The 21731-nt window shown below is 62.4% G+C and carries 25 protein-coding genes, 1 tRNA gene and 1 riboswitch; of the genes, 12 read left to right on the top strand and 14 right to left on the bottom strand.

Annotated features, from left to right (window positions below; all coding sequences use genetic code 11):
* Positions 1-8 precede the first annotated feature (8 nt).
* The 4 genes from AZF01_RS09090 to AZF01_RS09075 are packed head-to-tail and all read left to right on the top strand — an operon-like array spanning position 9 to position 2261.
* Positions 9-389: a hypothetical protein gene (locus AZF01_RS09090; RefSeq protein WP_152534639.1), complete on the top strand. Its 381-nt coding sequence runs from the start codon at positions 9-11 to the stop codon at positions 387-389.
* Positions 386-979: a hypothetical protein gene (locus AZF01_RS09085; protein WP_024709922.1), complete on the top strand. Its 594-nt coding sequence runs from the start codon at positions 386-388 to the stop codon at positions 977-979. Before AZF01_RS09090 ends, AZF01_RS09085 begins: the two co-directional genes overlap by 4 nt.
* On the top strand, positions 976-1185 hold the full coding sequence (locus AZF01_RS09080; protein WP_024709921.1) for a hypothetical protein: 210 nt from the start codon (positions 976-978) through the stop codon (positions 1183-1185). Before AZF01_RS09085 ends, AZF01_RS09080 begins: the two co-directional genes overlap by 4 nt.
* Positions 1179-2261: a tyrosine-type recombinase/integrase gene (locus AZF01_RS09075; RefSeq protein ID WP_024709920.1), complete on the top strand. Its 1083-nt coding sequence runs from the start codon at positions 1179-1181 to the stop codon at positions 2259-2261. Before AZF01_RS09080 ends, AZF01_RS09075 begins: the two co-directional genes overlap by 7 nt.
* A gap of 98 nt (positions 2262-2359) precedes the next feature.
* Here the strand turns inward: AZF01_RS09075 and AZF01_RS09070 are convergent, their stop codons facing one another.
* Positions 2360-3775, bottom strand: a complete 1416-nt coding sequence (locus AZF01_RS09070) for a carotenoid oxygenase family protein (protein WP_024709919.1) — start codon at positions 3773-3775, stop codon at positions 2360-2362.
* A gap of 301 nt (positions 3776-4076) precedes the next feature.
* Positions 4077-4161, bottom strand: a tRNA-Leu gene (locus AZF01_RS09065).
* Between the two features lie 194 nt (positions 4162-4355).
* On the opposite strand from AZF01_RS09065, the gene lipB reads away from it, so the two are divergent.
* Positions 4356-5075 carry a lipoyl(octanoyl) transferase LipB gene (gene lipB, locus AZF01_RS09060; protein WP_024709918.1) on the top strand — a complete coding sequence of 240 codons (720 nt, stop codon included), beginning with the start codon at positions 4356-4358 and terminating at the stop codon, positions 5073-5075.
* A gap of 4 nt (positions 5076-5079) precedes the next feature.
* Here the strand turns inward: lipB and AZF01_RS09055 are convergent, their stop codons facing one another.
* Positions 5080-5469 (bottom strand): helix-turn-helix domain-containing protein, encoded by a 390-nt coding sequence (locus tag AZF01_RS09055; RefSeq protein WP_051424171.1) that lies wholly within the window; start codon positions 5467-5469, stop codon positions 5080-5082.
* Between the two features lie 206 nt (positions 5470-5675).
* Between AZF01_RS09055 and AZF01_RS09050 the strand changes: the two genes are divergently transcribed.
* Genes AZF01_RS09050 through fghA form a run of 4 tightly spaced genes read left to right on the top strand, consistent with a single transcriptional unit; the run spans position 5676 to position 8582 of the window.
* The gene (locus AZF01_RS09050; RefSeq protein ID WP_024709916.1) at positions 5676-6803 is read left to right on the top strand and encodes an S-(hydroxymethyl)glutathione dehydrogenase/class III alcohol dehydrogenase; all 1128 of its coding nucleotides are present in this window, start codon (positions 5676-5678) and stop codon (positions 6801-6803) included.
* Entirely contained in the window at positions 6803-7279 is a 477-nt protein-coding gene (locus tag AZF01_RS09045; protein WP_024709915.1) for a GNAT family N-acetyltransferase, read from the top strand. Before AZF01_RS09050 ends, AZF01_RS09045 begins: the two co-directional genes overlap by 1 nt.
* Positions 7276-7755: a YaiI/YqxD family protein gene (locus AZF01_RS09040; RefSeq protein WP_024709914.1), complete on the top strand. Its 480-nt coding sequence runs from the start codon at positions 7276-7278 to the stop codon at positions 7753-7755. The genes AZF01_RS09045 and AZF01_RS09040 overlap by 4 nt, the downstream gene beginning before the upstream one ends.
* On the top strand, positions 7752-8582 hold the full coding sequence (fghA, locus tag AZF01_RS09035) for an S-formylglutathione hydrolase (RefSeq protein ID WP_024709913.1): 831 nt from the start codon (positions 7752-7754) through the stop codon (positions 8580-8582). The genes AZF01_RS09040 and fghA overlap by 4 nt, the downstream gene beginning before the upstream one ends.
* Positions 8583-8592: 10 nt before the next feature.
* Here the strand turns inward: fghA and AZF01_RS09030 are convergent, their stop codons facing one another.
* The 5 genes from AZF01_RS09030 to crcB all read right to left on the bottom strand — a co-directional run bounded on the left by AZF01_RS09030 (position 8593) and on the right by crcB (position 12127).
* Positions 8593-9342 (bottom strand): ATP12 family chaperone protein, encoded by a 750-nt coding sequence (locus AZF01_RS09030; RefSeq protein WP_244435614.1) that lies wholly within the window; start codon positions 9340-9342, stop codon positions 8593-8595.
* Positions 9342-10004 carry an HAD-IA family hydrolase gene (locus AZF01_RS09025; protein WP_024709911.1) on the bottom strand — a complete coding sequence of 221 codons (663 nt, stop codon included), beginning with the start codon at positions 10002-10004 and terminating at the stop codon, positions 9342-9344. The genes AZF01_RS09030 and AZF01_RS09025 overlap by 1 nt, the downstream gene beginning before the upstream one ends.
* Positions 10005-10020: 16 nt before the next feature.
* Entirely contained in the window at positions 10021-10671 is a 651-nt protein-coding gene (locus AZF01_RS09020; RefSeq protein WP_024709910.1) for an HAD-IA family hydrolase, read from the bottom strand.
* 13 nt (positions 10672-10684) lie between these two features.
* Positions 10685-11674, bottom strand: coding sequence for an RluA family pseudouridine synthase (locus AZF01_RS09015; protein WP_024709909.1), 990 nt, complete (start codon positions 11672-11674; stop codon positions 10685-10687).
* A 63-nt stretch (positions 11675-11737) separates the two neighbouring features.
* Complete coding sequence (gene crcB, locus AZF01_RS09010) at positions 11738-12127, bottom strand: fluoride efflux transporter CrcB (RefSeq protein WP_024709908.1); 390 nt, start codon at positions 12125-12127, stop codon at positions 11738-11740.
* A gap of 181 nt (positions 12128-12308) precedes the next feature.
* Positions 12309-12400, top strand: a riboswitch (glycine riboswitch).
* Between the two features lie 224 nt (positions 12401-12624).
* On the opposite strand from crcB, the gene gcvT reads away from it, so the two are divergent.
* The 3 genes from gcvT to gcvP are packed head-to-tail and all read left to right on the top strand — an operon-like array spanning position 12625 to position 16947.
* On the top strand, positions 12625-13701 hold the full coding sequence (gene gcvT / locus AZF01_RS09005) for a glycine cleavage system aminomethyltransferase GcvT (protein ID WP_244435615.1): 1077 nt from the start codon (positions 12625-12627) through the stop codon (positions 13699-13701).
* A 16-nt stretch (positions 13702-13717) separates the two neighbouring features.
* Positions 13718-14083, top strand: coding sequence for a glycine cleavage system protein GcvH (gene gcvH / locus AZF01_RS09000; protein ID WP_024709906.1), 366 nt, complete (start codon positions 13718-13720; stop codon positions 14081-14083).
* A complete protein-coding gene (gene gcvP, locus AZF01_RS08995; RefSeq protein ID WP_024709905.1) occupies positions 14083-16947 on the top strand; it encodes an aminomethyl-transferring glycine dehydrogenase in 2865 nt (954 codons plus the stop codon). Before gcvH ends, gcvP begins: the two co-directional genes overlap by 1 nt.
* Positions 16948-17397: 450 nt before the next feature.
* Here the strand turns inward: gcvP and AZF01_RS24645 are convergent, their stop codons facing one another.
* The 6 genes from AZF01_RS24645 to AZF01_RS08970 all read right to left on the bottom strand — a co-directional run bounded on the left by AZF01_RS24645 (position 17398) and on the right by AZF01_RS08970 (position 21722).
* Entirely contained in the window at positions 17398-17532 is a 135-nt protein-coding gene (locus AZF01_RS24645) for a hypothetical protein (RefSeq protein WP_256389216.1), read from the bottom strand.
* Between the two features lie 352 nt (positions 17533-17884).
* Positions 17885-18862 (bottom strand): linear amide C-N hydrolase, encoded by a 978-nt coding sequence (locus AZF01_RS08990; protein ID WP_024709904.1) that lies wholly within the window; start codon positions 18860-18862, stop codon positions 17885-17887.
* An 85-nt stretch (positions 18863-18947) separates the two neighbouring features.
* Complete coding sequence (locus AZF01_RS08985) at positions 18948-20057, bottom strand: AbrB family transcriptional regulator (RefSeq protein ID WP_024709903.1); 1110 nt, start codon at positions 20055-20057, stop codon at positions 18948-18950.
* A 107-nt stretch (positions 20058-20164) separates the two neighbouring features.
* A complete protein-coding gene (locus AZF01_RS08980; protein WP_024709902.1) occupies positions 20165-20500 on the bottom strand; it encodes a hypothetical protein in 336 nt (111 codons plus the stop codon).
* 136 nt (positions 20501-20636) lie between these two features.
* Positions 20637-21248, bottom strand: coding sequence for a YigZ family protein (locus tag AZF01_RS08975; RefSeq protein ID WP_024709901.1), 612 nt, complete (start codon positions 21246-21248; stop codon positions 20637-20639).
* Between the two features lie 54 nt (positions 21249-21302).
* Complete coding sequence (locus AZF01_RS08970; RefSeq protein WP_024709900.1) at positions 21303-21722, bottom strand: DUF2177 family protein; 420 nt, start codon at positions 21720-21722, stop codon at positions 21303-21305.
* Between the last annotated feature and the right edge of the window lie 9 nt (positions 21723-21731).

Genomic DNA, 21731 nt, shown 5'->3' with positions numbered 1-21731 from the left:
AGGCTGCAATGAGCGTCTATCTGATCAGGGCATCAGAAACCAAGAAACTACATGGCATCGTCTGGGGCAGTCTGGATCAGATCTGGGATGTCGTCGACGAGATCGAAGAACCCGAGTTCTTCGAATACGCGAAGCTAAAGCCCGGCGGCCTGATCTCACCTACTGGAATTGATCCTGCAAAAACATCCGAGACCCGCTTTAGCGAGATACCGCCCCTTCCAAATGGCGGTTTTCTGCCCGCTGACCTCGACCCTTCAGAACGAACATTTGACGCACTATTCGATCCGGACGACCTTCGCTGGCGCCGCTTCGATGACACCCTTGGCAAGCACGGAATGGTGTCTCGGATACTTTCGGCTATCGACGCTCAGAATGGCGACGAAGCATGAACTCCCATATCCACCTTCTTTCGCGCAGCGCCCACCCAAGGCTGTACATGAGCAAGCAAGCGTCCGCACGGGAGCGCTTGGAAAGCTATCGTGCGTTGATTACCAGCGCCGCGCCGCTCGCTGACGTAATGGTCGACAATGAAGCCATGCATCTGGAGATATCCGGTCCGGAAGAGCCGGAAATCATCTGCTCGATTCCACCATCCTGCCCGGCAGACAACCGCGAACTAATCCGCCAGCATATCGACATCCCGGCTGACCTGATCGGCATGCTGGATGCAGCTGCCCGTCGTGATGCGCAACGGCGCCGCGAGATTGAGCAGCTGCGGCAAGAACTGGAAACAAAAGGCGGCAAGCCCTCAAAGGACTATGCCGCCGAGTGCGCCATGAAATGCGCCAACCCTGCCTTTAGACAGTTTTTGATTGAAAGACACGATCTGCCGCGCCCTGCCACAGAACAGATGGCTGCCACGCGCGTGAGATCCGCCCTAGCGATAAACAGCCGTGCTGCCCTCAACTCAGATCCCGACGCAGCGTCGCGATGGCGGCGAATGGCGCGTGAATTCGAAACGTGGAGACAACGAAAATGACGATGACGGAAAACGTAGAAACCACAAAACCCACACGTCGACTCCGCGCGACTGAGAGTGGCCTGCGCAAGGCCCTTCTCGCCGCGAGAGCGGCCGGATTTACCGTGGAACGATTGAATGTACTGGGTGGGGAGTATGAGATCCATTTTGCAGGCGTCGCGCAAGATGCCCCCTCACCTGATGATGAAGATCTCGAACAATGGTAGCGAAGAAGATGAAAGTCGAGTATCCGGGCTTGATCCGCGAGGCCCTTCCTTCCGGCAATTTTCGCTGGCGCGTAAGACCTGAAGGAAGACCGAAGCAGAAGATTCGTATCCATTGCGGCCCGGGCGACGAAGATTTCCAGAGGCAATATCTGGCTGCTCGCCGCGGTGACAAACCAGAGCCACTCCGCAAGGCGTCAGACTATGCTAAGCCAAGGTCAATCGGGTGGCTCATCAACAGCTATTTCGAGTACCTCGAGAAACGAGTGAGCGCTGGAACAACCAGCGCGAAGACCCTGAAAAAGAAGAAGAACCTTCTTTCCAGACTGCTAAAAAAACCTGACAGGGTGATGCTCATCCCGACCGAGAAGCTGATAACATTCCAAGACGCAATGAGCGCTTCGCCGGCCCAGGCCGACGCCTTTATCGAAGCGGTCGCCGTCATGTATGACTGGGCAATCAAGCGCCGCTACATCGCTCAGAACCCGGCAAGAGGGATCGACAAGATCTACAAGAAGGGCAACGGAGCCACACCTTGGAAGGCTGAGGATGTACGCACCTTTCTGGCCCATCATCGACCGGGCACAAAAGCCCATGTCGCCATGTCAGTCTTGCTCTGGACCGGTTGCCGTATCGAAGACCTGACGATCTTGGGCTATAGCCATGAATGCATGATAGACGGAGTCGAAGCGCTTCGCTGGAGGCCTCGGAAGAAAGGGTCGACAGAAGTCACCATTCCTCTGCTTCCTCCGCTGAAGGAAGCGATCCGAGCTTCGGAGCACAAGGGGAAAACATATGTCGTCGGTCGTGGGAACAGACCATTTGCAAGCGGCGACAGCTTGTCCTCGATGTTCAAACGCTGGTGCGGAGATGCAAACCTTGGGCACCTGTCCGCTCATGGCGTCAGAAAGGGCTTGGCGGAACTGCTCGCTGAACTCGGCTGCAGCCAGTACGAGATCATGGCAATCCTTGGTCATTCCGAAGCCAGAACAAGCGAAGTCTACACGCGGCGCGTCGAGCGCTGGAAACTTGCGCTCGGCGCCATGGACCGCATCGATGTGTCACACGCCTGGAAATAATACCTTTCACCTGCATGATAGCCACGCGGCCAAATATCTTCATTTCGACGGAAAGCCGTCACTAGAATCGAAACAATCGGCAGAAGCCATAGTTCAATTCAGGCTGGCACCCAGGTGCCGTGCAAACCTTGCGGCACGCGTTGTGGGAGCCCCAGACGCAGCACCGGCGCCTCTGAGATCCTGTCCGCATCGAGCAAAACGAACTCACTTGACCCCTTTTCCGGATCATAGAGATAGGTGGCGAGCCAGCCAGCAGTTTCGCCTTGCCCTCTCGGAATGAAGACAGCTTCTCCGGCAATCCGGTTGCCGAAGTCGTGGGCGGAAATGTCGCCGGTTTCGGTATCAACCCGTAGCAGGCAGTTGAATGTGGCGGATGCGCCATTGCCGCCGGTCAGCGTCTCGGTGAGCGTCGGCGCAAAGATATAGCGGCTCGACACCGAAGACCGCCGCTCATCGATGCGCGGAAACTCCACCACCTTGTCAAACCAGCTTTGCTCGCGGATCTTTCCGGTCGACGTGTTGAGCACGAGACGGTGCAGTCGCGGCGGCTCTGTGTTGCGTTCACCGTAACCGAAATAGAGCTTCTGATGCTTCACGTAGTCAACGACGATCTCGTTTCCGCGTTCGAAGCCGTTTGCAAAATGAAACACGAAAAACGCATCGGCTTCGAACCAGCGCAGTTCGCCTCCATCCAACGGCATGACCGCGATTCGCAGCCCGAGTTCAGGGCGCCACTGGATGAACGACTCGCCTTCCATCATCTTTTGCATGTCGAAGACGGCCGGGCCGATTAGAAGAACCAGATAGCGCTCAGTAAGGACGAAGTCATGGATCATGCTGGCGGCCGCAAGCCTGATATCAAGGCTGCGGCGAAGTCGTCCGTCACGACCGATGTGGTGAATGGTGACTGTTGGCGACATTACATCGTAATTCAGCGCGAAGAGATCGCCGGTCACGGGATGAACGCGGTTGTGTGCGCCCATCATGATCGGCCTCTCGGTTCCTGCCGTAAAGGGACCGAGTGTCTCAAGCTCCGGGCCGATCTCCCAGGCAGGCTCTCCCTCGCCCATCGCCAAGAGGTGGTCGCCATGCTGCATCACGCCGACAAAGGCCGAAGCCTTGAATGGATTCTCCGGGTCATCATCTGGTCCAAGCAATGCGGGATCAACGGGAGATGGGGTCATCAGGCCACCGAAAACGGCATGTCCAGCCAGGTCCTCGATCTCGAAACTGCGGGTGCGCACATATCTGTTGCGATACCGCACCTGTCCGTTTTCGAAGGTGATCGCATGCAGCATGCCATCGCCTTCGAGCGGGTAGTTGTAGGACGTCGGCTCAAAGCGCGGATTAGGCCCGTTGCGGATATAGCTGCCCGCCAGATCCACGGGGATGGCCCCTTCAAGAACCTCAAGACCTGTTGCATCGATCTCCGCACCGATAGGCGCGAAATTGCCCGACAGGTGAGGATTGTCCGAACGCCATGAAATTGATTCCGTGATGCGATTCCGGCCCATGCGCAACTCCTCTTTGCGGTTCAGAACAGGAGAGATCGACGGACATTAACGGAGGAAGCGTTGCTGCCGCAATGGGTCTGCGGAGAGGACTGCCTCTGTCTCGAATTCTATCAACAGGGCAAGCCGTGGCGCTATGGATGACGTCCCTAGACCTGAGAACAGGCACCACACGACAGCAGCATTTCTTGGCTTCAGGGATGCAACCGATCGAACAATTGCGAGCAAATGTGCCCCACGCCTCGTCCGGCGTGGTACATAATTTGGATCAAATGCCTGAAAAATAAGAGATAAAATCTCAAAATGGTGCGGTCGAGAAGACTCGAACTTCCACGGGTTGCCCCACAGCGACCTCAACGCTGCGCGTCTACCAATTCCGCCACGACCGCATCGTGGTAGGGCCGGTTTGTGCCGGCGCCGCTGCATGTAGCAAAAGCCTTCTCGGCGCACAAGCGTCTGTGACGGTTTTTTTTCATTTCGGCGGGAGAAACTTTCAGGCGCTCCCGGACCGACTTTTTGCGCCCGCCCTTTCGCCTTGCCGCCGGCCGTGAAATCTGCAAGGAGAACGCCGAAGGACGAAGCCATGGAACGACGCGAAATCGATTTTCTGATGCATGCCGGGCCCGGCGCGCCGCCGGTAAGATGGCGGGTTTCGGAGGGGCTTGTCCCCTATCCCGAAGCACTTGCCACCATGGAACGGGAGGTCGATCTGATCGCCCGCGGCGAAGCGGACGAGCTTGTCTGGCTGGTCGAGCACCCGCCGCTTTACACCGCCGGCACAAGCGCGGTTCGGCAGGATCTCCTGACGCCTGACCGCTTTCCCGTCTTCGAGACCGGACGCGGCGGCGAATACACCTATCACGGCCCCGGACAGCGGGTCGCCTATCTGATGCTCGACCTGAAGCGGCGGCGGCGCGATGTCCGGGCCTTCGTCGCAGCGATCGAGGAGACCATCATCAAGACGCTCGACAGGATGAACGTGCGCGGCGAGCGGCGCGAGGACCGGGTCGGCGTCTGGGTGAAACGGCCGGAGCGCCCGCCCCTGCCGGATGGCTCCCCGGCCGAAGACAAGATCGCGGCCATCGGCATCAGACTGCGCCGCTGGGTCAGCTTTCACGGCCTGTCGATCAATGTGGAGCCGGATCTCGAGCATTTCGCCGGCATTGTTCCCTGCGGCATTTCGGGATACGGCGTCACCAGCCTTGTCGACCTCGGCCTGCCGGTGACGACGGAGGATGTCGATATCTGTCTGCGGCAGGCCTTCGAGGAGGTCTTCGGCGAAACAGTGGCAGAGGCGCGCTGAAACCTCAGTGCAGCGTCCGTCCGCCGGTTACGGTAAAGCCGAACGGCCCGGGCCGGCGCGGTCGCTTGATGGCATCGGGATAGCGCCCCGCATGGCCGACATGGTTGACTTCGATGACGACGTCCTTGAGGTTGAGGCTCTTCTGCCGGTGACCCGGAAGGGATTTCTCGACATCGCCGGAAATCAGCCAGAGCGGGCGGACATTCAGATGGCCGGCGATCCGGACAAGCCTTTCCAGCGACGGCTCCGAGCGGTCGCATTCCCAGTTCCTCACCGTCTCGCGCGATACCCCCAGGTGTCCGGCAAGTTCCGCCAGGCTTAGTCCGGCGCTTTCGCGGGCCGCGAGCAGGCGCCCTCCCAGCGTATCGTCGCCGTAAAGTTCCTCTTCCATCATAGTCGGCCTTTCCGTCCCGTTGGGCATGCCGGATTTTCCGGTTCTGGTCGCCCTTCATAGCCAAAACCGGGTAAAAGTGCCAGTCCGCGCGGCCAGGGAGCGGGAAGACGGGAGAAATGCGCGATCACGCAGACTTGAGCTTGCGGATCAAGGAGCGACCATGCCAAAGATTGACGGACAACAAAGGCGATAGTGGAGAGACACCGATGGATGTGCGCGCAGCCGTAGCGGTCGAAGCAGGAAAACCGCTCGAAGTCATGACCGTTCAACTTGAAGGCCCGAAGGAAGGCGAAGTCCTGATCGAGGTGAAGGCGACGGGCCTTTGCCACACGGACGACTTCACGCTCTCCGGCGCCGATCCGGAAGGCATCTTCCCGGCGATCCTCGGCCATGAGGGTGCGGGCGTCGTGGTCGACGTCGGGCCGGGCGTCACCTCTGTCAGGAAGGGCGACCATGTCATCCCGCTCTATACCCCGGAATGCCGCGAATGCCCGTCCTGCCTGTCACGCAAGACCAATCTCTGCACCGCCATCCGCTCGACCCAGGGCCAGGGGCTGATGCCGGACGGCACCTCGCGCTTCTCGCTCGACGGCAAGCCGATCCATCACTATATGGGCTGCTCGACGTTTGCGAACTTCACGGTCCTTCCGGAAATCGCGGTCGCCAGGATCAACCCCGACGCGCCCTTCGACAAGGTCTGCTACATCGGCTGCGGCGTGACGACCGGCGTCGGCGCGGTCATCAACACGGCCAAGGTGGAAGTCGGCGCGACCGCCGTCGTCTTCGGTCTCGGCGGCATCGGCCTCAATGTCATCCAGGGCCTGCGCCTTGCCGGCGCCGACATGATCATCGGCGTCGACATCAACAATGACAAGAAGGAATGGGGCGAGCGGTTCGGCATGACCCATTTCGTCAATCCGAAGGAAATCGGCGAGGATGTCGTTCCCTATCTCATCAACCTGACCAAGCGCGGCAATGACACGATCGGCGGGGCCGACTACACGTTCGACTGCACCGGCAACACCACCGTCATGCGTCAGGCGCTCGAATGCTCGCATCGCGGCTGGGGCAAGTCGGTCGTCATCGGCGTTGCCGGCGCTGGACAGGAAATCTCCACCCGTCCGTTCCAGCTCGTCACCGGCCGCTCCTGGATGGGCACGGCCTTCGGCGGCGCGCGCGGGCGCACGGACGTGCCGAAGATCGTCGACTGGTACATGGACGGCAAGATCGAGATCGACCCGATGATCACGCATCTCCTGAAGCTCGAGGACATCAACAAGGGCTTCGACATGATGCACAGGGGCGAAAGCATCCGCTCGGTCGTCGTCTACTGATGGGTTCGCTTACCGTCGATATCGCCCGCATGGACGCGCTCACTGCGGGCGAACTTTATGACGTGCTGAAATTGCGCGTTGACGTCTTCGTGGTGGAGCAGAACTGCTCCTATCCCGAGCTCGACGGGAAGGATGCGGAGGCGCTTCACCTGCGCCTTCTTGAGGACGGCAAGCCGGTCGCCTATGGCCGCATCTTCGCGCCGGGAACGGGCAGGCAGGCGCGCATCGGCCGTATCGTCGTCGCGCCCTCCCATCGGGGACAAAAGCTTGGCGAACGGCTGATGGGCGAAGCGGTCGCCGCCTGCGAAAGGCTTGCGCCCGGCGCCCCGATCGCGATTTCCGCCCAGGCGCATCTCGAGCGCTTTTATGCGGGCTTCGGTTTCGAGACCGTGTCGAAAGAATATCTGGAGGACGGCATCCCGCATATCGACATGGTGCGTGATGCCGCCGGAATGCAAACGGAAGTCGCCGGATGATCTATGTCGATGCCGATGCCTGCCCGGTAAAGGCCGAGGTCACCAAGGTCGCCGGACGCCATGATATGCCCGTCACCTTCGTGGCCAATTCCGGCCTCAGGCCGTCGCGCGATCCGATGATCGCGAACGTCATCGTCTCCGGCGCCTTCGATGCCGCCGACGACTGGATCGCCGAACGCGCCGGCCTCGGCGATATCGTCGTTACCGCCGATGTGCCGCTCGCCGAACGGTGCGTTGCCGCGGGTGCGCTGGTGACCGGGCCGACGGGCCGGCTGTTCGATCAGGCCAATATCGGCATGGCGCGGGCCATGCGCGATCTCGGCCAGCATCTGCGCGAGACCGGCGAGAGCAAGGGGTATAACGCCGCCTTCTCGCCGAAAGATCGCTCGGCCTTCCTGCAGGCCATGGAGCGGCTCTGCCGGCAGGCGAAATCCATTCAAGCCAAGCCTGATGACGAAACGAAGGGAAGATCATGAACATCCTGTCCGAGAACACGGCTTTTGGCGGCATGCAGGCCGTCTTTTCCCATGATTCGGAAGCCTGCAATTGCGAGATGACCTTCGCGGTTTTCGTGCCGCCGCAGGCGACCGAACGCCCCTGCCCCGTGCTCTGGTATCTCTCGGGACTCACCTGCACCCATGCCAATGTGATGGAAAAGGGCGAATATCGCCGCATGGCGGCCGAACTGGGCCTGATCATCGTCTGCCCGGATACGAGCCCGCGCGGCAAGGACGTTCCCGATTCGCTCACGAACTGGCAACTCGGCCAGGGCGCGGGCTTCTATGTGGACGCCACCGAAAGCCCCTATGCGCTGAACTACCGGATGGAAACCTACATCACCAAGGAACTGCCAGCGCTGATCGCCGGCAGCTTCCGCGCCGACATGGAGCGCCAGGGCATTTTCGGCCATTCCATGGGCGGCCACGGCGCCATGACCTTCGCGCTCAAATATCCCGATCGCTACAGGAGTTGCTCGGCTTTCGCGCCGATCGTGTCGCCCTCGACCTCTCCCTGGGCGCAGGGCGCGTTCGAGAAATATCTCGGAACGGACCCGGATGTCTGGCGCAAGCATGACGCCTGCGCGCTGGTTGCCGCCGGCGCCCGGTTTCCCGAATTCCTGATCGACCAGGGCACGGCCGACGGCTTTCTCGAGGAAGGGCTGAAGCCCTGGCTGTTCGAGGCGGCGGTCAAGGATACGGACATCGCGCTGACGCTCCGAATGCACGAGCGCTATGACCACTCCTACTACTTCATCTCCACCTTCATGGACGATCACCTGCGCTGGCACGCGGAGCGGCTTTAGGCCGCTCCAATCAGCGTTTCAGCGCGACGAACAGACTGTGGGCCGCCTGCATGTCCTCGAACCGCCTGGCGCGGCGGCGGGCGGCCTCCTCGTCATGGCCCCAGAGTTCGATCGTCCAGTCTTCCTCGAGATTGCCGAGCGCCCAGGCCTCATCAAGCGTCAGGCGGCCGCGCGCCAGCGCCAGCGTCACCAGCGCCGAACCGGTCAGCGTCGTCATCACATGCAGCGCGCCAAGCTCGAACGGCGCCCGGTGATGCGCAAGTTCCCGCCGGAAGGCCTCAAGGCTTTCGGTCGGCTGTTCGGCGAACATCACGCCCTCCACCAGCACGAAGCGCGCGCCATATTCCTCGGCCATCCAGTCAAGCACCGGCCCCCAGCGCTCGGACTGCCGGGCAACGAGCTCCTCCGGGCTTTCGGCGCGATAGAACAGCATGTCGTTGCCGGCATAGCTGACGATCTCCTCGAACACTGCCTCGGCATTCACGGCCACGCCGTCGATGATGGTGTTGGCAAGCCGCGTCATCGGCATTTTCGCCGGATCGATGACCTTCTCCTGCGCCTGCCATTCGGCCCGCACATACTCGGCAGCGGCCTCCGTCGGCAGGATCAGGGGCTTTCGCGACGGGGTCTTGACCGGCCGGCCGTCGAGCTTCACCGCAAAGCCCTCGCCTTCGGCGACGACAGTTGCCTCGGCATAGAATTTTTTCGGCAGTTCGGCGCGCATCAGTTCCTGCGACCGGCGGATGGGATCATTGGTCATCATGCACCCTTCAGAACGAAATTCAGAATATCATCCGGCGTCTCGGCGATCGCCGCCGCGCCGGCGAGCTTCAGCGCATCCGGCGCGCCATAGCCCCAGGAAACGCCGACGGCCGCGGAACCGGCGGAACAGGCCATCTGGATGTCGAACACCGTGTCGCCGATCACCACCGCCTGCTCCGGCCGCATGCCCGTTTCATCGCAGCATTCCAGCACCATGGCCGGGTGCGGCTTGGACGGACAGTCATCGGCCGTGCGCGTGGTAATGAATTTTTCGCTGTAGCCATGGGTTTTCAGCATGTGGTCGAGCCCGCGCCGCGACTTGCCGGTGACCGCGCCGACGAGAATATCGTCCTGCAGGAAGAGATGCGCCAGCATGGCGGCGACGCCGTCATAGAGTTTTTCCTGCATGGCGGGGTCACGCCGCACCTCGGCGAAAAGCGAGCGGTAATAGCCCATCATGTCCCGGCATTCATGATCGACATCTTCACGCCCCAGAAGCCCGGCAATCGCCACGTCCAGCGTTAGCCCCACCGTGCCGCGTGTTGCCTGCTCATCCGGCGCCTCGTGTCCGAAGGCGCGGAAGGTGCGGGCCATGGTCTCCTGAATGATCGCCAGGCTGTCGACCAGCGTTCCGTCACAATCAAAAAGCACCAGCTTCATGGGGAGCACTCCCGGCTCAGACGAGTTTCAAGATTTCTTCCGGATGCCAGACGATCGCGCCCGCTCCGGCATCCTGCAGATCGGCGATCTCGCCGTAACCCCAGGCAACGCCGATCGCATGGGATCCGGCCTTCACCGCCATCTCCATGTCGAACACGGCATCGCCGATGATCACCGCATCCGCCGGATTGAAACCCGCTTCTGCGCAGCATTCAAGCACCATGGCCGGATGCGGCTTGGAGGGGCAGTCATCGGCTGTGCGCGAGACGGTAAATCGCGGCGCCAGTCCATGCAAATCCAGAACATGGGTCAGGCCCCGCCGCGAATTGCCGGTGACCGCGCCGATGGCGACGTCGCCGCGCGCGGCAAGGCCGTCGATCAGCTCGGCAATGCCGGGAAACAGCTGCTCCATCATGTTGGGATCGGAATGGACTTCGGCAAAGAGCGACTTGAACTTCACCCGGATCGCCAGAACCTCGTCATCGATCCGGTGCCTGCCGAGCAGCCGGGCAATCGCGTAGTCGAGCGACAGGCCGATGATCGTCTTGGTCTCTGCGAGCGTGGGTTCGGGATGACCGTAGGCGACAAAGGCGCGGCGCATGGTCTCATGGATGCGCACGGCGCTGTCGACCAGCGTGCCGTCGCAGTCAAACAATACGAGCTTCATGTCAGTCCCTGTCTCAGTCCTTGTCGAGATCTTCGCGATCGGCATCGAAGCCGAGAAGATTCCAGCTTTGCACCATATGCGGCGGCAGGGGTGCCGTGACCTTCAGCCTGCCGCCGTCGGGATGGGGCACATCGATATGGCGGGCATGCAGGTGCAACCGCTTCTGGATACCGCCCGGGAATTCCCAGTTCGGGTCATCGTCGAAATATTTCGGATCGCCGATGATCGGGTGTCCGATGTGAAGCGCATGGACGCGCAACTGGTGGGTCCGCCCGGTATAGGGCTCCATCTCCAGCCAGGAAAGCGTGTGGGCGGCCGTATCGATGACCCGGTAATAGGAAACAGCGTGGTCGGAATCGGGCTCGCCGTGTCTGGCGATCCGCATCCTGTCGCCGTCCGGCGTCTGCTCCTTCACCAGCCAGGTCGAGACCTTGTCTTCCCGTTTGCGCGGCACGCCCTTGACCAGAGACCAGTAGGTCTTCTTCGTGGTGCGGTGGCCAAACGCCTCGGTCAGCGACTGCGCGGCGCGGCGCGAGCGGGCGATCACCAGAACGCCGGACGTGTCGCGGTCAAGGCGGTGGACAAGCCGCGGCTTTTCGCCCTTCTTGTTGGTCCAGGCCTCCAGCATCTTGTCGATATGGCGCACGACGCCGGACCCGCCCTGCACGGCCAGTCCCGCGGGCTTGTTCAGCACAAACACGCGCTCATCCTCATGCAGCAGCATGCGCGACAGAAGCTCGCCGTCGGGCGAGTGCCTGAGGTCCCTGCCCGGTATGGGGCCAGACGTCTTCGGGTCGACGTTCATTGGCGGGATGCGGACCATCTGACCCGGCTCGACGCGCGTGTCGCTCTTGACCCGACCGCCGTCGACGCGGATCTGGCCGGAGCGCAGCAGCTTCTGCAGCGCGCCGAAGCCAAGCCCCGGATAATGCAGCTTGAACCATCGGTCGAGCCGCATGCCCGCCTCGTCCTGATCCACCTTGATATGTTCAATACCCGCCATAGTGCGAAAACCCTTCTTTCAAGCCGTGGCTTCTATCGCATGACGCACCGGATTGAAATGGGTTTAGAACACCATCCGTCCGATCGCGAGGCCTGCGAATACCGCGATCAGCGCGAGGAGAAGGCTTGCAGCGATATAGGCGACGGCATGCAGCAAATCGCCCCTTTCGATCATCGTCATGGCATCGAGCGAAAACGACGAGAACGTGGTGAAACCGCCAAGGAAACCGGTGACCATGAACATCCGCATTTCCGCCGACTGGTTGAGCGCCCGCGCGACCGCCTCCACCAGGAGCCCGATCATGAGCGATCCAACGACATTGACGACGAATGTGCCCCACGGAAATTGCGGTCCCCAGAGCCTGATGGCGAGGACGCCGACGAGATAGCGTCCGACCGAGCCGAGCGCTCCGCCGGCGGCAACGATGAGGGCATGGGAGAGGATGGTTGACACGAGAGGATGTCCGTCCGGTTTCCAGGGTCTTGGGCTCCCACCTTACTAGCCCCTCCTCCGCCTTCTGCCCACCCCCTCTTCAGCCGTCCTTGCCGAAGGTCGATGACGCCCGCCGTGGATATTTCGGCCGGCGGACGCTTGCCTCTTGCAAATCCCGCCACAACTTGGATAATCCGTTTCAAAATTCGCGTTGGGAGAACCCGCTTTCTGTGAAGCGGTGCCGAAGGAGCAACTGCCCCGGAAACTCTCAGGCCAAAGGACCAGCGCGTATTTCTGAACTCTGGAGACAAGGTCCGGCATCCGCCGGGACCGGCCGAAGGGATAATAATCTCAGGCACACGGGACAGAGGGGGCTCATTCGAAACGGGCATGTCACACGCGCCCGCCCCTTTGAGCCGGCGTTTTCGTCAAACGCAATCCGGAGGCAAGTCTTGGTCTCGCAAGAACCGCTAGAAAAAACCCCGCTTCACGCGCTTCATCTGGAGCTTGGTGCCCGTATGGTGCCCTTTGCCGGCTATGACATGCCGGTGCAATACCCGATGGGCGTTCTCAAGGAACACCTGCATACCCGTGAAAAGGCAGGCCTTTTCGATGTCTCGCATATGGGCCAGGTCTGGCTGAAACCGCGCTCCGGCAACCTCGCCGATGCGGCGATCGCGCTGGAAAAACTGGTGCCGGTCGACATTCTCGGCCTCAAGCCCGGCCGCCAGCGCTACGCCTTTTTCACCAATGAAAACGGAGGCATTCTGGACGACCTGATGGTCGCCAACCGCGGCGATCACCTGCTCATCATCGTCAACGCCGCCTGCAAGGACGCCGACCTTGCCCATATGAAGGCCTATCTCTCCGATCTCTGCGCGGTGGAGACGCATTTCGAAGACAAGGCGCTTTTGGCCTTGCAGGGTCCCAAGGCCGAAGCCGTGCTGGCGCCGCTCTGCCCGGCCGTTGCCGAGATGAAATTCATGGATGTGCGCGCCTGCGAAATCCTGGGCGTGACCTGCGTGATTTCGCGCTCCGGCTACACCGGCGAGGACGGCTTCGAGATTTCCGTGCCAGCCGAACATGCCGCGGCGCTGGCCCGCGCGCTGCTGGCCCATGAGGACTGCGCGCCGATCGGCCTCGGCGCGCGCGATTCGCTCAGGCTGGAAGCGGGTCTTTGTCTCTACGGAAACGACATCGACGAAACCACGACCCCGGTGGAGGCGGCACTCGTCTGGGGCATGCAGAAGGCCCGCAGGCCCGGCGGCGACCGCGAAGGCGGCTTCCCCGGGGCAGATATCATCTTCGGGCAGCTTGCCGACGGCGCGAAACGCCTGCGCGTCGGGCTGAAGGCGGAAGGCCGCGCGCCCATCCGCCCGCCGGCAAAACTCTATGCCGATGACAAGGGCGAAACCGAAATCGGCCACGTCACCTCCGGCGGCTTCGGCCCCTCCGTCGGCGTGCCTGTCGCCATGGGCTATGTGGCAGCAGACCACGCCGAGACCGGCACGACCCTCTATGCGGAAGTGCGCGGCAAGTACCTGCCCGTCACCATCACCGATACCCCCTTTATCAAACCCACCTACAAGCGCTGAGCGGGATTATTTCATCATGACCATCAAATTTACCGAAGAACATGAATGGCTTAAGATCGAGGACGGCATCGCGACCGTCGGCATCACGGCGCATGCCGCAGAACAGCTCGGCGACCTCGTTTTCGTCGAACTGCCGGAAGTCGGCGCCACCTTCGAGAAGAATGACGACGCCGCCACCGTCGAATCGGTCAAGGCCGCCTCGGACGTGTTCTGCCCGCTTGCCGGCGAGATCACCGAGATCAACGCGGCGATCACCGACAATCCCGAACTCGTCAACGCCGAGCCCATGGACGGCGGATGGTTCTTCAAGCTGAAGCTCGCCAACCCCGCCGACGCCGATGCGCTGATGGACGAAGCGGCCTACAGGGAGTTCATCGCCTGATGACGACGCCTGCCGAATTCCAGTTCACCGATTACCAGCCCTACGACTTCGCCAATCGCCGCCATATCGGCCCCTCGCCGGCCGAGATGGAGGCGATGCTGGAGACGATCGGCTATGACAGCCTCGAGGCGCTGATCGACGACACGGTCCCTGCCGAAATCCGCCAGGAGCAGCCGCTTGCCTGGGGCCCGGCGATGACCGAGCGCGAGGCGCTCGACAAGCTGCGCGAGACCGCCAACAAGAACAGGCCGATGGTCTCGATGATCGGCCAGGGCTATAACCCGACCATCGTGCCGCCGGTGATCCAGCGCAACATTCTGGAGAACCCGGCCTGGTACACGGCCTATACGCCCTATCAGCCGGAAATCAGCCAGGGGCGCCTCGAGGCGCTCCTGAACTTCCAGACGATGATGGCGGACCTTACCGGCCTCGACATCGCCAATGCCTCGCTTCTGGACGAGGCGACGGCGGCCGCAGAAGCCATGGCCATGGCCAACCGCGTGGCGAAATCGAAGGCAACCGCCTTCTTCGTCGACGAGAACTGTCATCCGCAGACGATCGCGCTGCTGAAGACCCGCTCCGAACCGCTCGGCTGGCAGATCATCATCGGCAACCCCTTCACCGACCTGAAGGCGGAAGACGTCTTCGGCGCCCTGTTCCAGTATCCCGGCACCCATGGCCATGTGAACGACTTCACCAATGTGATTGCAGCGATGCATGAGGCGAAGGCCATCGCCACGATCGCCGCCGATCCGCTGGCGCTGACGCTTCTGAAATCGCCTGGCGAGATGGATGCGGATATCGCCATCGGCTCCTCCCAGCGCTTCGGCGTGCCGCTCGGCTATGGCGGCCCGCATGCGGCCTATATGGCGGTCAAGGACGCCTACAAGCGCTCCATGCCCGGCCGTCTCGTCGGCGTTTCGGTGGACAGCCGCGGCAACCGCGCCTATCGCCTGGCGCTGCAGACGCGCGAACAGCATATCCGCCGCGAGAAGGCGACGTCGAACATCTGCACCGCCCAGGTTCTGCTCGCCGTCATGGCCGCCATGTATGGCGTCTTCCACGGGCCGGACGGGCTGAAGGCGATTGCCCAGCAGGTGCACCGCAAGGGCGTGCTGCTGGCCAAGGGGCTGGAAACGCTCGGCTTCACGGTCGAGCCCGAAACCTTCTTCGACACGATCACGGTCGAGGTCGGCGCGGTTCAGGGTCTTATCCTCAGAAACGCCGTGGAGAACAACGTCAACCTCCGCAAGGTCGGCGAAACGAAGATCGGCATCTCCGTCAACGAGCGCACCCGTCCCGCCCATGTGGAAGCGGTGTGGGAGGCCTTTGGCGGCAAGTTTACGATCGCCGAGTTCGAGGCGGATTATCGCCTTCCGAAAAGCCTATTGCGCACAAGCGTTTACATGACGCATCCGATCTTCCACATGAACCGTGCGGAAAGCGAGATGACCCGCTATATGCGCCGCCTCGCCGACCGCGATCTGGCGCTGGACCGGGCGATGATCCCGCTCGGCTCGTGCACGATGAAGCTCAATGCCACGGTGGAAATGCTGCCGATCACCTGGCCGGAATTTGCCGACATTCATCCCTTTGCGCCGGAAAACCAGGCGCTCGGCTATCGCGAGATGATCGAGGACCTGTCGGACAAGCTTTGCGCCATCACCGGCTATGACGCCTTCTCCATGCAGCCGAATTCCGGCGCGCAGGGCGAATATGCCGGACTTCTGACGATCCGCCGCTTCCATCGCGCCAATGGCGATGCCCACCGCGACATCTGCCTGATCCCGACCTCCGCGCACGGCACCAATCCGGCCTCCGCGCAGATGGCCGGCATGACGGTGGTGCCGGTCAAATCGCGCGACAATGGCGATATCGACCTCGATGATTTCGCCGAAAAGGCCGCGCAACACGCCGAAAACCTCGCCGCCTGCATGATCACCTATCCCTCGACCCATGGCGTGTTCGAGGCGACGGTGAAGGAAGTCTGCGACATCACGCATAAATATGGCGGCCAGGTCTATCTCGACGGGGCCAATATGAACGCGATGGTGGGGCTTTCGCGACCGGGCGATATCGGCTCGGATGTCAGCCACCTCAACCTGCACAAGACCTTCTGCATTCCCCATGGCGGCGGCGGTCCGGGCATGGGGCCGATCGGCGTCAAGGCGCATCTCGCGCCGCATCTGCCCGGCAATCCGGCGACGGACGCGGCAGGCGGCGCGGTCTCGGCCGCCCCGTTTGGCTCGCCGTCGATCCTGCCGATCTCCTGGAGCTATTGCCTGATGATGGGCGGCGAAGGGCTAACGCAGGCAACGCGCGTGGCGATCCTCAACGCCAACTATATCGCCGCCCGGCTGAAGGGCGCCTATGACGTGCTCTACAAGTCGGACAAGGGCCGCGTCGCGCATGAATGCATCATCGACACAAGGCCCCTGAAGGAGAGCGCCGACGTCTCAGTCGACGATATCGCCAAGCGCCTGATCGATTGCGGCTTCCATGCGCCCACGATGAGCTTTCCGGTTCCCGGCACGCTGATGATCGAGCCGACGGAATCGGAGACCAAGGCCGAGCTTGATCGTTTCTGCGATGCGCTGCTGGCAATCCGCGAGGAAGTCCGCGCCATCGAGGACGGCCGCGCCGACCGCGTCGACAACCCGCTCAAAAACGCCCCGCACACGGTGGAAGATCTTGTCGGCGAATGGACCCACCCCTATTCCCGCGAGGAAGCCTGCTTCCCCCCCGGCGCCTTCCGCGTCGACAAATACTGGCCACCGGTCAACCGCGTGGACAATGTCTATGGGGACCGGAATCTGGTGTGCGCCTGCCCTCCGATGAGTGATTATGCGGAGGCTGCGGAGTAGAGGCGCGCGATAACGCTAAAACTAAAACGTAAATTGAGGCCGGCGGAAACGTCGGCCTTCGTTTTGCGGAAAGCCTCGCCACACTTCCGCGTCATCCTCGGGCTTGACCCGAGGATCCAATCACGTCTGAGGCGACAGGAGCTTGCGGCTTATCTGAGGTGAGGTACTTACGCAAATCCGCTCGCGCTTCTCGTTGGGAGAGGTGCTTAGATCCTCGGGTCAAGCCCGAGGATGACGCGGAGAGGTGATAGCATCAGTGGCAAGCACCGGCGCACGGTGTAAGACCTTCTGGGCGAATGGCCCCCTATTCCTGTGAACAGGCCGGCTAAAGGGTTCACCCCTCTCTGCCCCTGTCGGGGCATCTCTCCCTCAAGGGGAGAGATTGTGGGCTGGGAGGTTTTTGGGAGGCGGCAGCATCAGCGGTTGGCTGGACCGTCCACCCCGCCCCTCTCACGGCACCAGAAACTCAAACGGCGCCGCCGCTTTCATCAGCCCCGCAACGTCCCCGCCCGGCAGGGCCGGATCGTTCAGCCCCAGCGTCTTCGCCGGAGCCCGCTCGGAGAGATCGAAATCCTTGAGATCCACCCGGAACACCGACGGGTTGATGACGCTGTCGAAATAGTCGCGGCGGTGGTCATGTTCGGCGACGGTGCGCCAGAGGGTGAAGGCGCGGTTGGGTTTTCTGGAGCCTCAGGCTGGTTCTCACGACGCGATTTGTACGACCTGACCGCCACCAATCTCCCCCCTTGAGGGGGAGATGTCGCGAACGCGACAGAGAGGGGTATCGGGCATACGCCGCAAACGCCGTGCTCTCGGAAAGGGTTCACCCCTCTCTGCCCCTGTCGGGGCATCTCTCCCTCAAGGGGAGAGATTGTGGGCTGGGAGGTTTTTGGTAGGCGGCAACATCAGCGGTTTGCTGCGCGTCCGCCGTGCCCACTCAAGGCACCAGAAACTCAAACGGCGCCGCCGCTTTCATCAGCCCCGCGACATCCCCGCCCGGCAGCGCCGGATCGCTCAGCCCCAGCGTCTTCGCCGGAGCCCCCTCGGAGAGGTCGAAATCCGCAAGATCGACCCAGAACACCGAAGGGTTGATGACGGAGTCGAAATAGTAGCGGCGGTGGTCGTGTTCGGCGACGGTGCGCCAGAGGGTGGAGGCGATGTTGGGTTTTTCGGGGTCGGACATGCCGAGCGGGGTCGAGATCGCGCGCACCTGCGAGAACACGGAGGCGAGTGCGGCGCGGCGGTCCTTCAGCGGCGTTGCGGATTTCAGGTTGTAGCTGGCGCGGGCGAAGCGGTCGGCAGCGTTCACCGTGCCCGGAAGAAAACTCTTGCCGCCGACGAGGTTCCAGTAGCCGTTGATGGCAAGCTGCTGGTCATAGGTCGGCGAATTGGTCATCACGCGATAGTCGCGGCCGTGATGGATGGTGAGCTTGCCGCCGACGAATTCGAAGATCGCGCTGTCGCCGGAGGCATCGGAAAGCGCCAGATGCACGGTCGCCGGCGCGCCGTTGGGCGCCTCGCCGGTGATCACCGTCAGCGGGTCGTCGGCCATGGCCTCGGCCGCTTCCGCGACGGTCGCGAAATTGTCGAGCATGTATTGCAGCCAGGCGCCGACCGAGATCAGCGGCTTTGCCCGCGCGGCCGGATCGCCATAGGACGATTCCACCAGATAGAGCATGTTGCCGGCAAGGCCCGCCTCGTTCATGCCGTCGGAGGTGGCGAGATTGTAGATCGCGACGATCACCGAGCCATATTTCGAGGTCCATGTCGCCGAGCCCTCGCCCACCCCGCCATTGCGGGCCATCCCGCGTGGAAACACCCAGAGGTCGGACTGCATGGTCACGTCGCGCCAGTCCATCGAGCGCCCGGTGATGTAGGTTGACGTTCCGGTTTCATAGAAGATGCGCGTGCACATGGGATATCCTCCGCCTGACCCTGTTTATTGGTTGACTGAGGCTAACCCGATCGTCCGCGGCCGACAACGCTATTTGCGCTTTATCCTAAAAATGGCTCCGCCTGGCGACAAAGCGCGCCAGCATCGGCCCGAGCGCCATGACGAAGAAGAAACGGGCGATCTGCATCGACATGACGAAGGCGATGTCGACATCGGTCGAGGCGGAGATGATGGCAACCGCATCCGCGCCGCCGGGGCTGGTGGCGAGATAGGCGGACAGCGGATCGATGCCGGCGAATTCCACCAGCAGAAAGGCGAACACGGCGCAAATCGCCACGAGCGCGAAGATGGAGGCGAGCACGCGCGGCAGCGCCCGGCTGGCATGGCGGATGACGTCGCGGTCGAAACGCGCGCCGATCGCCCAGCCGACCAGCGCATAGGAGGCGGCCAGCAGCGGCTGCGGCAGCTCGATTGTCACGAGGCCCGCAACATTGAGCGCCGATCCGATGATCACCGGCACGATCATCGCGCCCGCCGGAAGGCCCGAGCGGCGGCCGATGACGACGCCGATGACGACGAGCAGGAGCGTCTGCAGCAGCGCCTGCCAGTCCGGCGCCGCCAGCCAGAGGATGGGCTCGGGCGCGCCCCCGCCGCCGGCTCCGGTCCAGAGCCGGGCAATGGTGGCGGCAACGATGGTGACGATGACGACGCGGGTATATTGCATGAAGGCGACGAGCCGCATATCCGCCCCGAAGGAGCCGGACATCAGCGTCATCACCGTGGCGGCACCCGGAAAGGCGCCCCAGATCGCCGTCGTTCCCGGCAGCACCCGGAACCGCGCCAGAAGCCAGCCAAGGGCGACGGCGGCAAAGACCACGGACAGCACCCCGGCGGCGAAAATCGCCCAGTCATGGCCGATCTCCTGCACCACCGGCCATGTCATGGTCCGCGCGATCAGCAGCCCGACGAGGCCCTGGGCCAGGCTGAAGGGCGCGCGCGGCACGGCGATGCGAAAACCGAAAAAGGAGAAGGCAATGGCCGAGAGCATCGGCCCGAGCAGCAGAGCGGCCGGAAGGCCGGCAAGGGAAAGCAGCACGACAAGGGCGGCGGAGGCGGCGATCAGCCCGGGCCAGAGCCAGGGGGCCGCCCCGCGCGCCTTTCCGGAAGAGGCCTCAGCCTCGGGGCGTTCCCCCTCCGGTTCGCCTGCCGATGTCATGCAATTCTCTGCCTTTTCCGCTGCGTCGCCCTCTTCTACACACAAGGATGCGATCCGCCAAGGCAGGCCGCCCGGCGCATCGCATCATCGCGCGCCGGGCGCGATGCTCACATCGCGCAGCCCTTGCGGCGCATGGCGATGTCGATCGCGTTGACCTTGCCCTTGGCATAGGCGATCGCGTTTTCCTGGTTGCCCGCGCCCTCGGCCGCCACCGCGCCCAGATTTGCGCCCATCACCCGGAAATCGCCGACGATTTCCTCGTCCTGCAGGCGCGAGAGCTCTTCCAGCCTGTCCTTTTCCGAGACCATCAGCGAAGCGAGCTGCGCGCAGCTCGCGCCCTCGTATTCGCCCGGCGAGACGGGCATGGCGCCGATCGTTTCGGAGCGCTGGGTGCAGCCGGCGGCAAGCACGGCGAGAGCGAGAATGGGGGCAGTCATGCGCATCAAGGTCACCTCTGTCGGAAAAGAGAAATCGATCGGTCAAAACGCCGCGCAAACCACACCGGCTCCCGCAGCGCCTCATCACCATAGGCTAAATAGGCCCGGCGCTCGCGGAAGAAAGCGGCGGAACCGAGTTTTTTTAGGTGGAAAGGGAGCGATCAGCCAGAATGTCCGGATCAATCACGGCGCGGCCGTTCGTCAGGTCGCGCAGTAATTCGGCGAGCGGCACGAGCCTCTTGTCGGGGACAACGAGGCGGAACACCGCGCCGTTTGCGTCAAAATCCCGCGCGGCCGTGACGATGTCGTCGAAGGCTTCGAGCCGCGACTCGACCAGCGCCAGATCGGTGAAGGCGATCGCGACGGCGAGCGCGGTGGTCGGGATGATCTCTTCCTTTTCCGCCTCGCGCAGGCATTCCGCGGCGCTGCCGCCATAGGCGCGCGCCAACCCGCCCGTGCCGAGCTTCACGCCGCCGAACCAGCGCGATACGACGACGACGACATTGTCGAGTTCCTGCCCCTCGATTGCCTGCAGGATCGGCCTGCCGGCGGTCCCGCCCGGCTCCCCGTCATCGGAGAAACGATAGTCTGCGCCAATCCGCCAGGCCCAGCAATTGTGGCTGGCGTCGGCGAAGGCATTCTCCGCGATGAAGGCCCTGGCCGATGCCTCGTCGGCAATCGGCGCGGCAATGGTCGCAAACCGGCTCTTCTTGATTTCGCGCTCGGCTGTCGCGGGTCGGGTGAGCTTGAACATGACATTCTGCGTGGTGAAACGGTCAGCCGTTTGAACGCCACGGACGCGCCCGAGTCAAGTTTGCGCGCGGCGCGCCATGATCCGCCCTGTCGCAAAGGTGCTGAGGAAGCCGGTCAGGCCGGTCGCGAACGTGCCCCAGGCCATGTCCACGCCGACAACGGCCCAGGACCAGTCCTTCAGCGTTGCCATGTTGGTAAGATCATAGGTGCCGTAGGCGATGAAGCCGAACGCCGCGCCATTGACGAGGCTCTTGCGCCAGGAGCGCGCTTTCACGCCGGGATAAACAACAAAATAATATATGCCGATCAAGTACATGAAGTAGAAACTTAAACCGGCGGTCCAATTCGGAGAAGGCAGCAGCAACTGGCCGATATGCGCCTCGTAGAAGCTGAAAGCGACCGTGCCGAGCCAGATGAAGTCAAGAACCGAGAAACAGGCGGCCATGACGGCGAAGGCAATCAGGTAGCGGGTCATCGACGCATC

It is taken from the genome of Martelella sp. AD-3 (assembly GCF_001578105.1).
GTDB lineage: Bacteria > Pseudomonadota > Alphaproteobacteria > Rhizobiales > Rhizobiaceae > Martelella.
This window is presented reverse-complemented; position numbering and strand designations above follow the sequence as displayed.

What these genes read in the sequence shown, in the direction of transcription:
- AZF01_RS09090 (WP_152534639.1), top strand. Translation starts at nt 9, where the DNA reads ATGAGCGTCTATCTGATCAGGGCATCAGAAACCAAGAAACTACATGGC.
- AZF01_RS09085 (WP_024709922.1), top strand. Translation starts at nt 386, where the DNA reads ATGAACTCCCATATCCACCTTCTTTCGCGCAGCGCCCACCCAAGGCTG.
- AZF01_RS09080 (WP_024709921.1), top strand. Translation starts at nt 976, where the DNA reads ATGACGATGACGGAAAACGTAGAAACCACAAAACCCACACGTCGACTC.
- AZF01_RS09075 (WP_024709920.1), top strand. Translation starts at nt 1,179, where the DNA reads ATGGTAGCGAAGAAGATGAAAGTCGAGTATCCGGGCTTGATCCGCGAG.
- AZF01_RS09070 (WP_024709919.1), bottom strand. Translation starts at nt 3,775, where the DNA reads ATGGGCCGGAATCGCATCACGGAATCAATTTCATGGCGTTCGGACAAT.
- lipB (WP_024709918.1), top strand. Translation starts at nt 4,356, where the DNA reads ATGGAACGACGCGAAATCGATTTTCTGATGCATGCCGGGCCCGGCGCG.
- AZF01_RS09055 (WP_051424171.1), bottom strand. Translation starts at nt 5,469, where the DNA reads ATGATGGAAGAGGAACTTTACGGCGACGATACGCTGGGAGGGCGCCTG.
- AZF01_RS09050 (WP_024709916.1), top strand. Translation starts at nt 5,676, where the DNA reads ATGGATGTGCGCGCAGCCGTAGCGGTCGAAGCAGGAAAACCGCTCGAA.
- AZF01_RS09045 (WP_024709915.1), top strand. Translation starts at nt 6,803, where the DNA reads ATGGGTTCGCTTACCGTCGATATCGCCCGCATGGACGCGCTCACTGCG.
- AZF01_RS09040 (WP_024709914.1), top strand. Translation starts at nt 7,276, where the DNA reads ATGATCTATGTCGATGCCGATGCCTGCCCGGTAAAGGCCGAGGTCACC.
- fghA (WP_024709913.1), top strand. Translation starts at nt 7,752, where the DNA reads ATGAACATCCTGTCCGAGAACACGGCTTTTGGCGGCATGCAGGCCGTC.
- AZF01_RS09030 (WP_244435614.1), bottom strand. Translation starts at nt 9,342, where the DNA reads ATGACCAATGATCCCATCCGCCGGTCGCAGGAACTGATGCGCGCCGAA.
- AZF01_RS09025 (WP_024709911.1), bottom strand. Translation starts at nt 10,004, where the DNA reads ATGAAGCTGGTGCTTTTTGATTGTGACGGAACGCTGGTCGACAGCCTG.
- AZF01_RS09020 (WP_024709910.1), bottom strand. Translation starts at nt 10,671, where the DNA reads ATGAAGCTCGTATTGTTTGACTGCGACGGCACGCTGGTCGACAGCGCC.
- AZF01_RS09015 (WP_024709909.1), bottom strand. Translation starts at nt 11,674, where the DNA reads ATGGCGGGTATTGAACATATCAAGGTGGATCAGGACGAGGCGGGCATG.
- gcvT (WP_244435615.1), top strand. Translation starts at nt 12,625, where the DNA reads ATGGTGCCCTTTGCCGGCTATGACATGCCGGTGCAATACCCGATGGGC.
- gcvH (WP_024709906.1), top strand. Translation starts at nt 13,718, where the DNA reads ATGACCATCAAATTTACCGAAGAACATGAATGGCTTAAGATCGAGGAC.
- gcvP (WP_024709905.1), top strand. Translation starts at nt 14,083, where the DNA reads ATGACGACGCCTGCCGAATTCCAGTTCACCGATTACCAGCCCTACGAC.
- AZF01_RS08990 (WP_024709904.1), bottom strand. Translation starts at nt 18,862, where the DNA reads ATGTGCACGCGCATCTTCTATGAAACCGGAACGTCAACCTACATCACC.
- AZF01_RS08985 (WP_024709903.1), bottom strand. Translation starts at nt 20,057, where the DNA reads ATGACATCGGCAGGCGAACCGGAGGGGGAACGCCCCGAGGCTGAGGCC.
- AZF01_RS08980 (WP_024709902.1), bottom strand. Translation starts at nt 20,500, where the DNA reads ATGCGCATGACTGCCCCCATTCTCGCTCTCGCCGTGCTTGCCGCCGGC.
- AZF01_RS08975 (WP_024709901.1), bottom strand. Translation starts at nt 21,248, where the DNA reads ATGTTCAAGCTCACCCGACCCGCGACAGCCGAGCGCGAAATCAAGAAG.
- AZF01_RS08970 (WP_024709900.1), bottom strand. Translation starts at nt 21,722, where the DNA reads ATGACCCGCTACCTGATTGCCTTCGCCGTCATGGCCGCCTGTTTCTCG.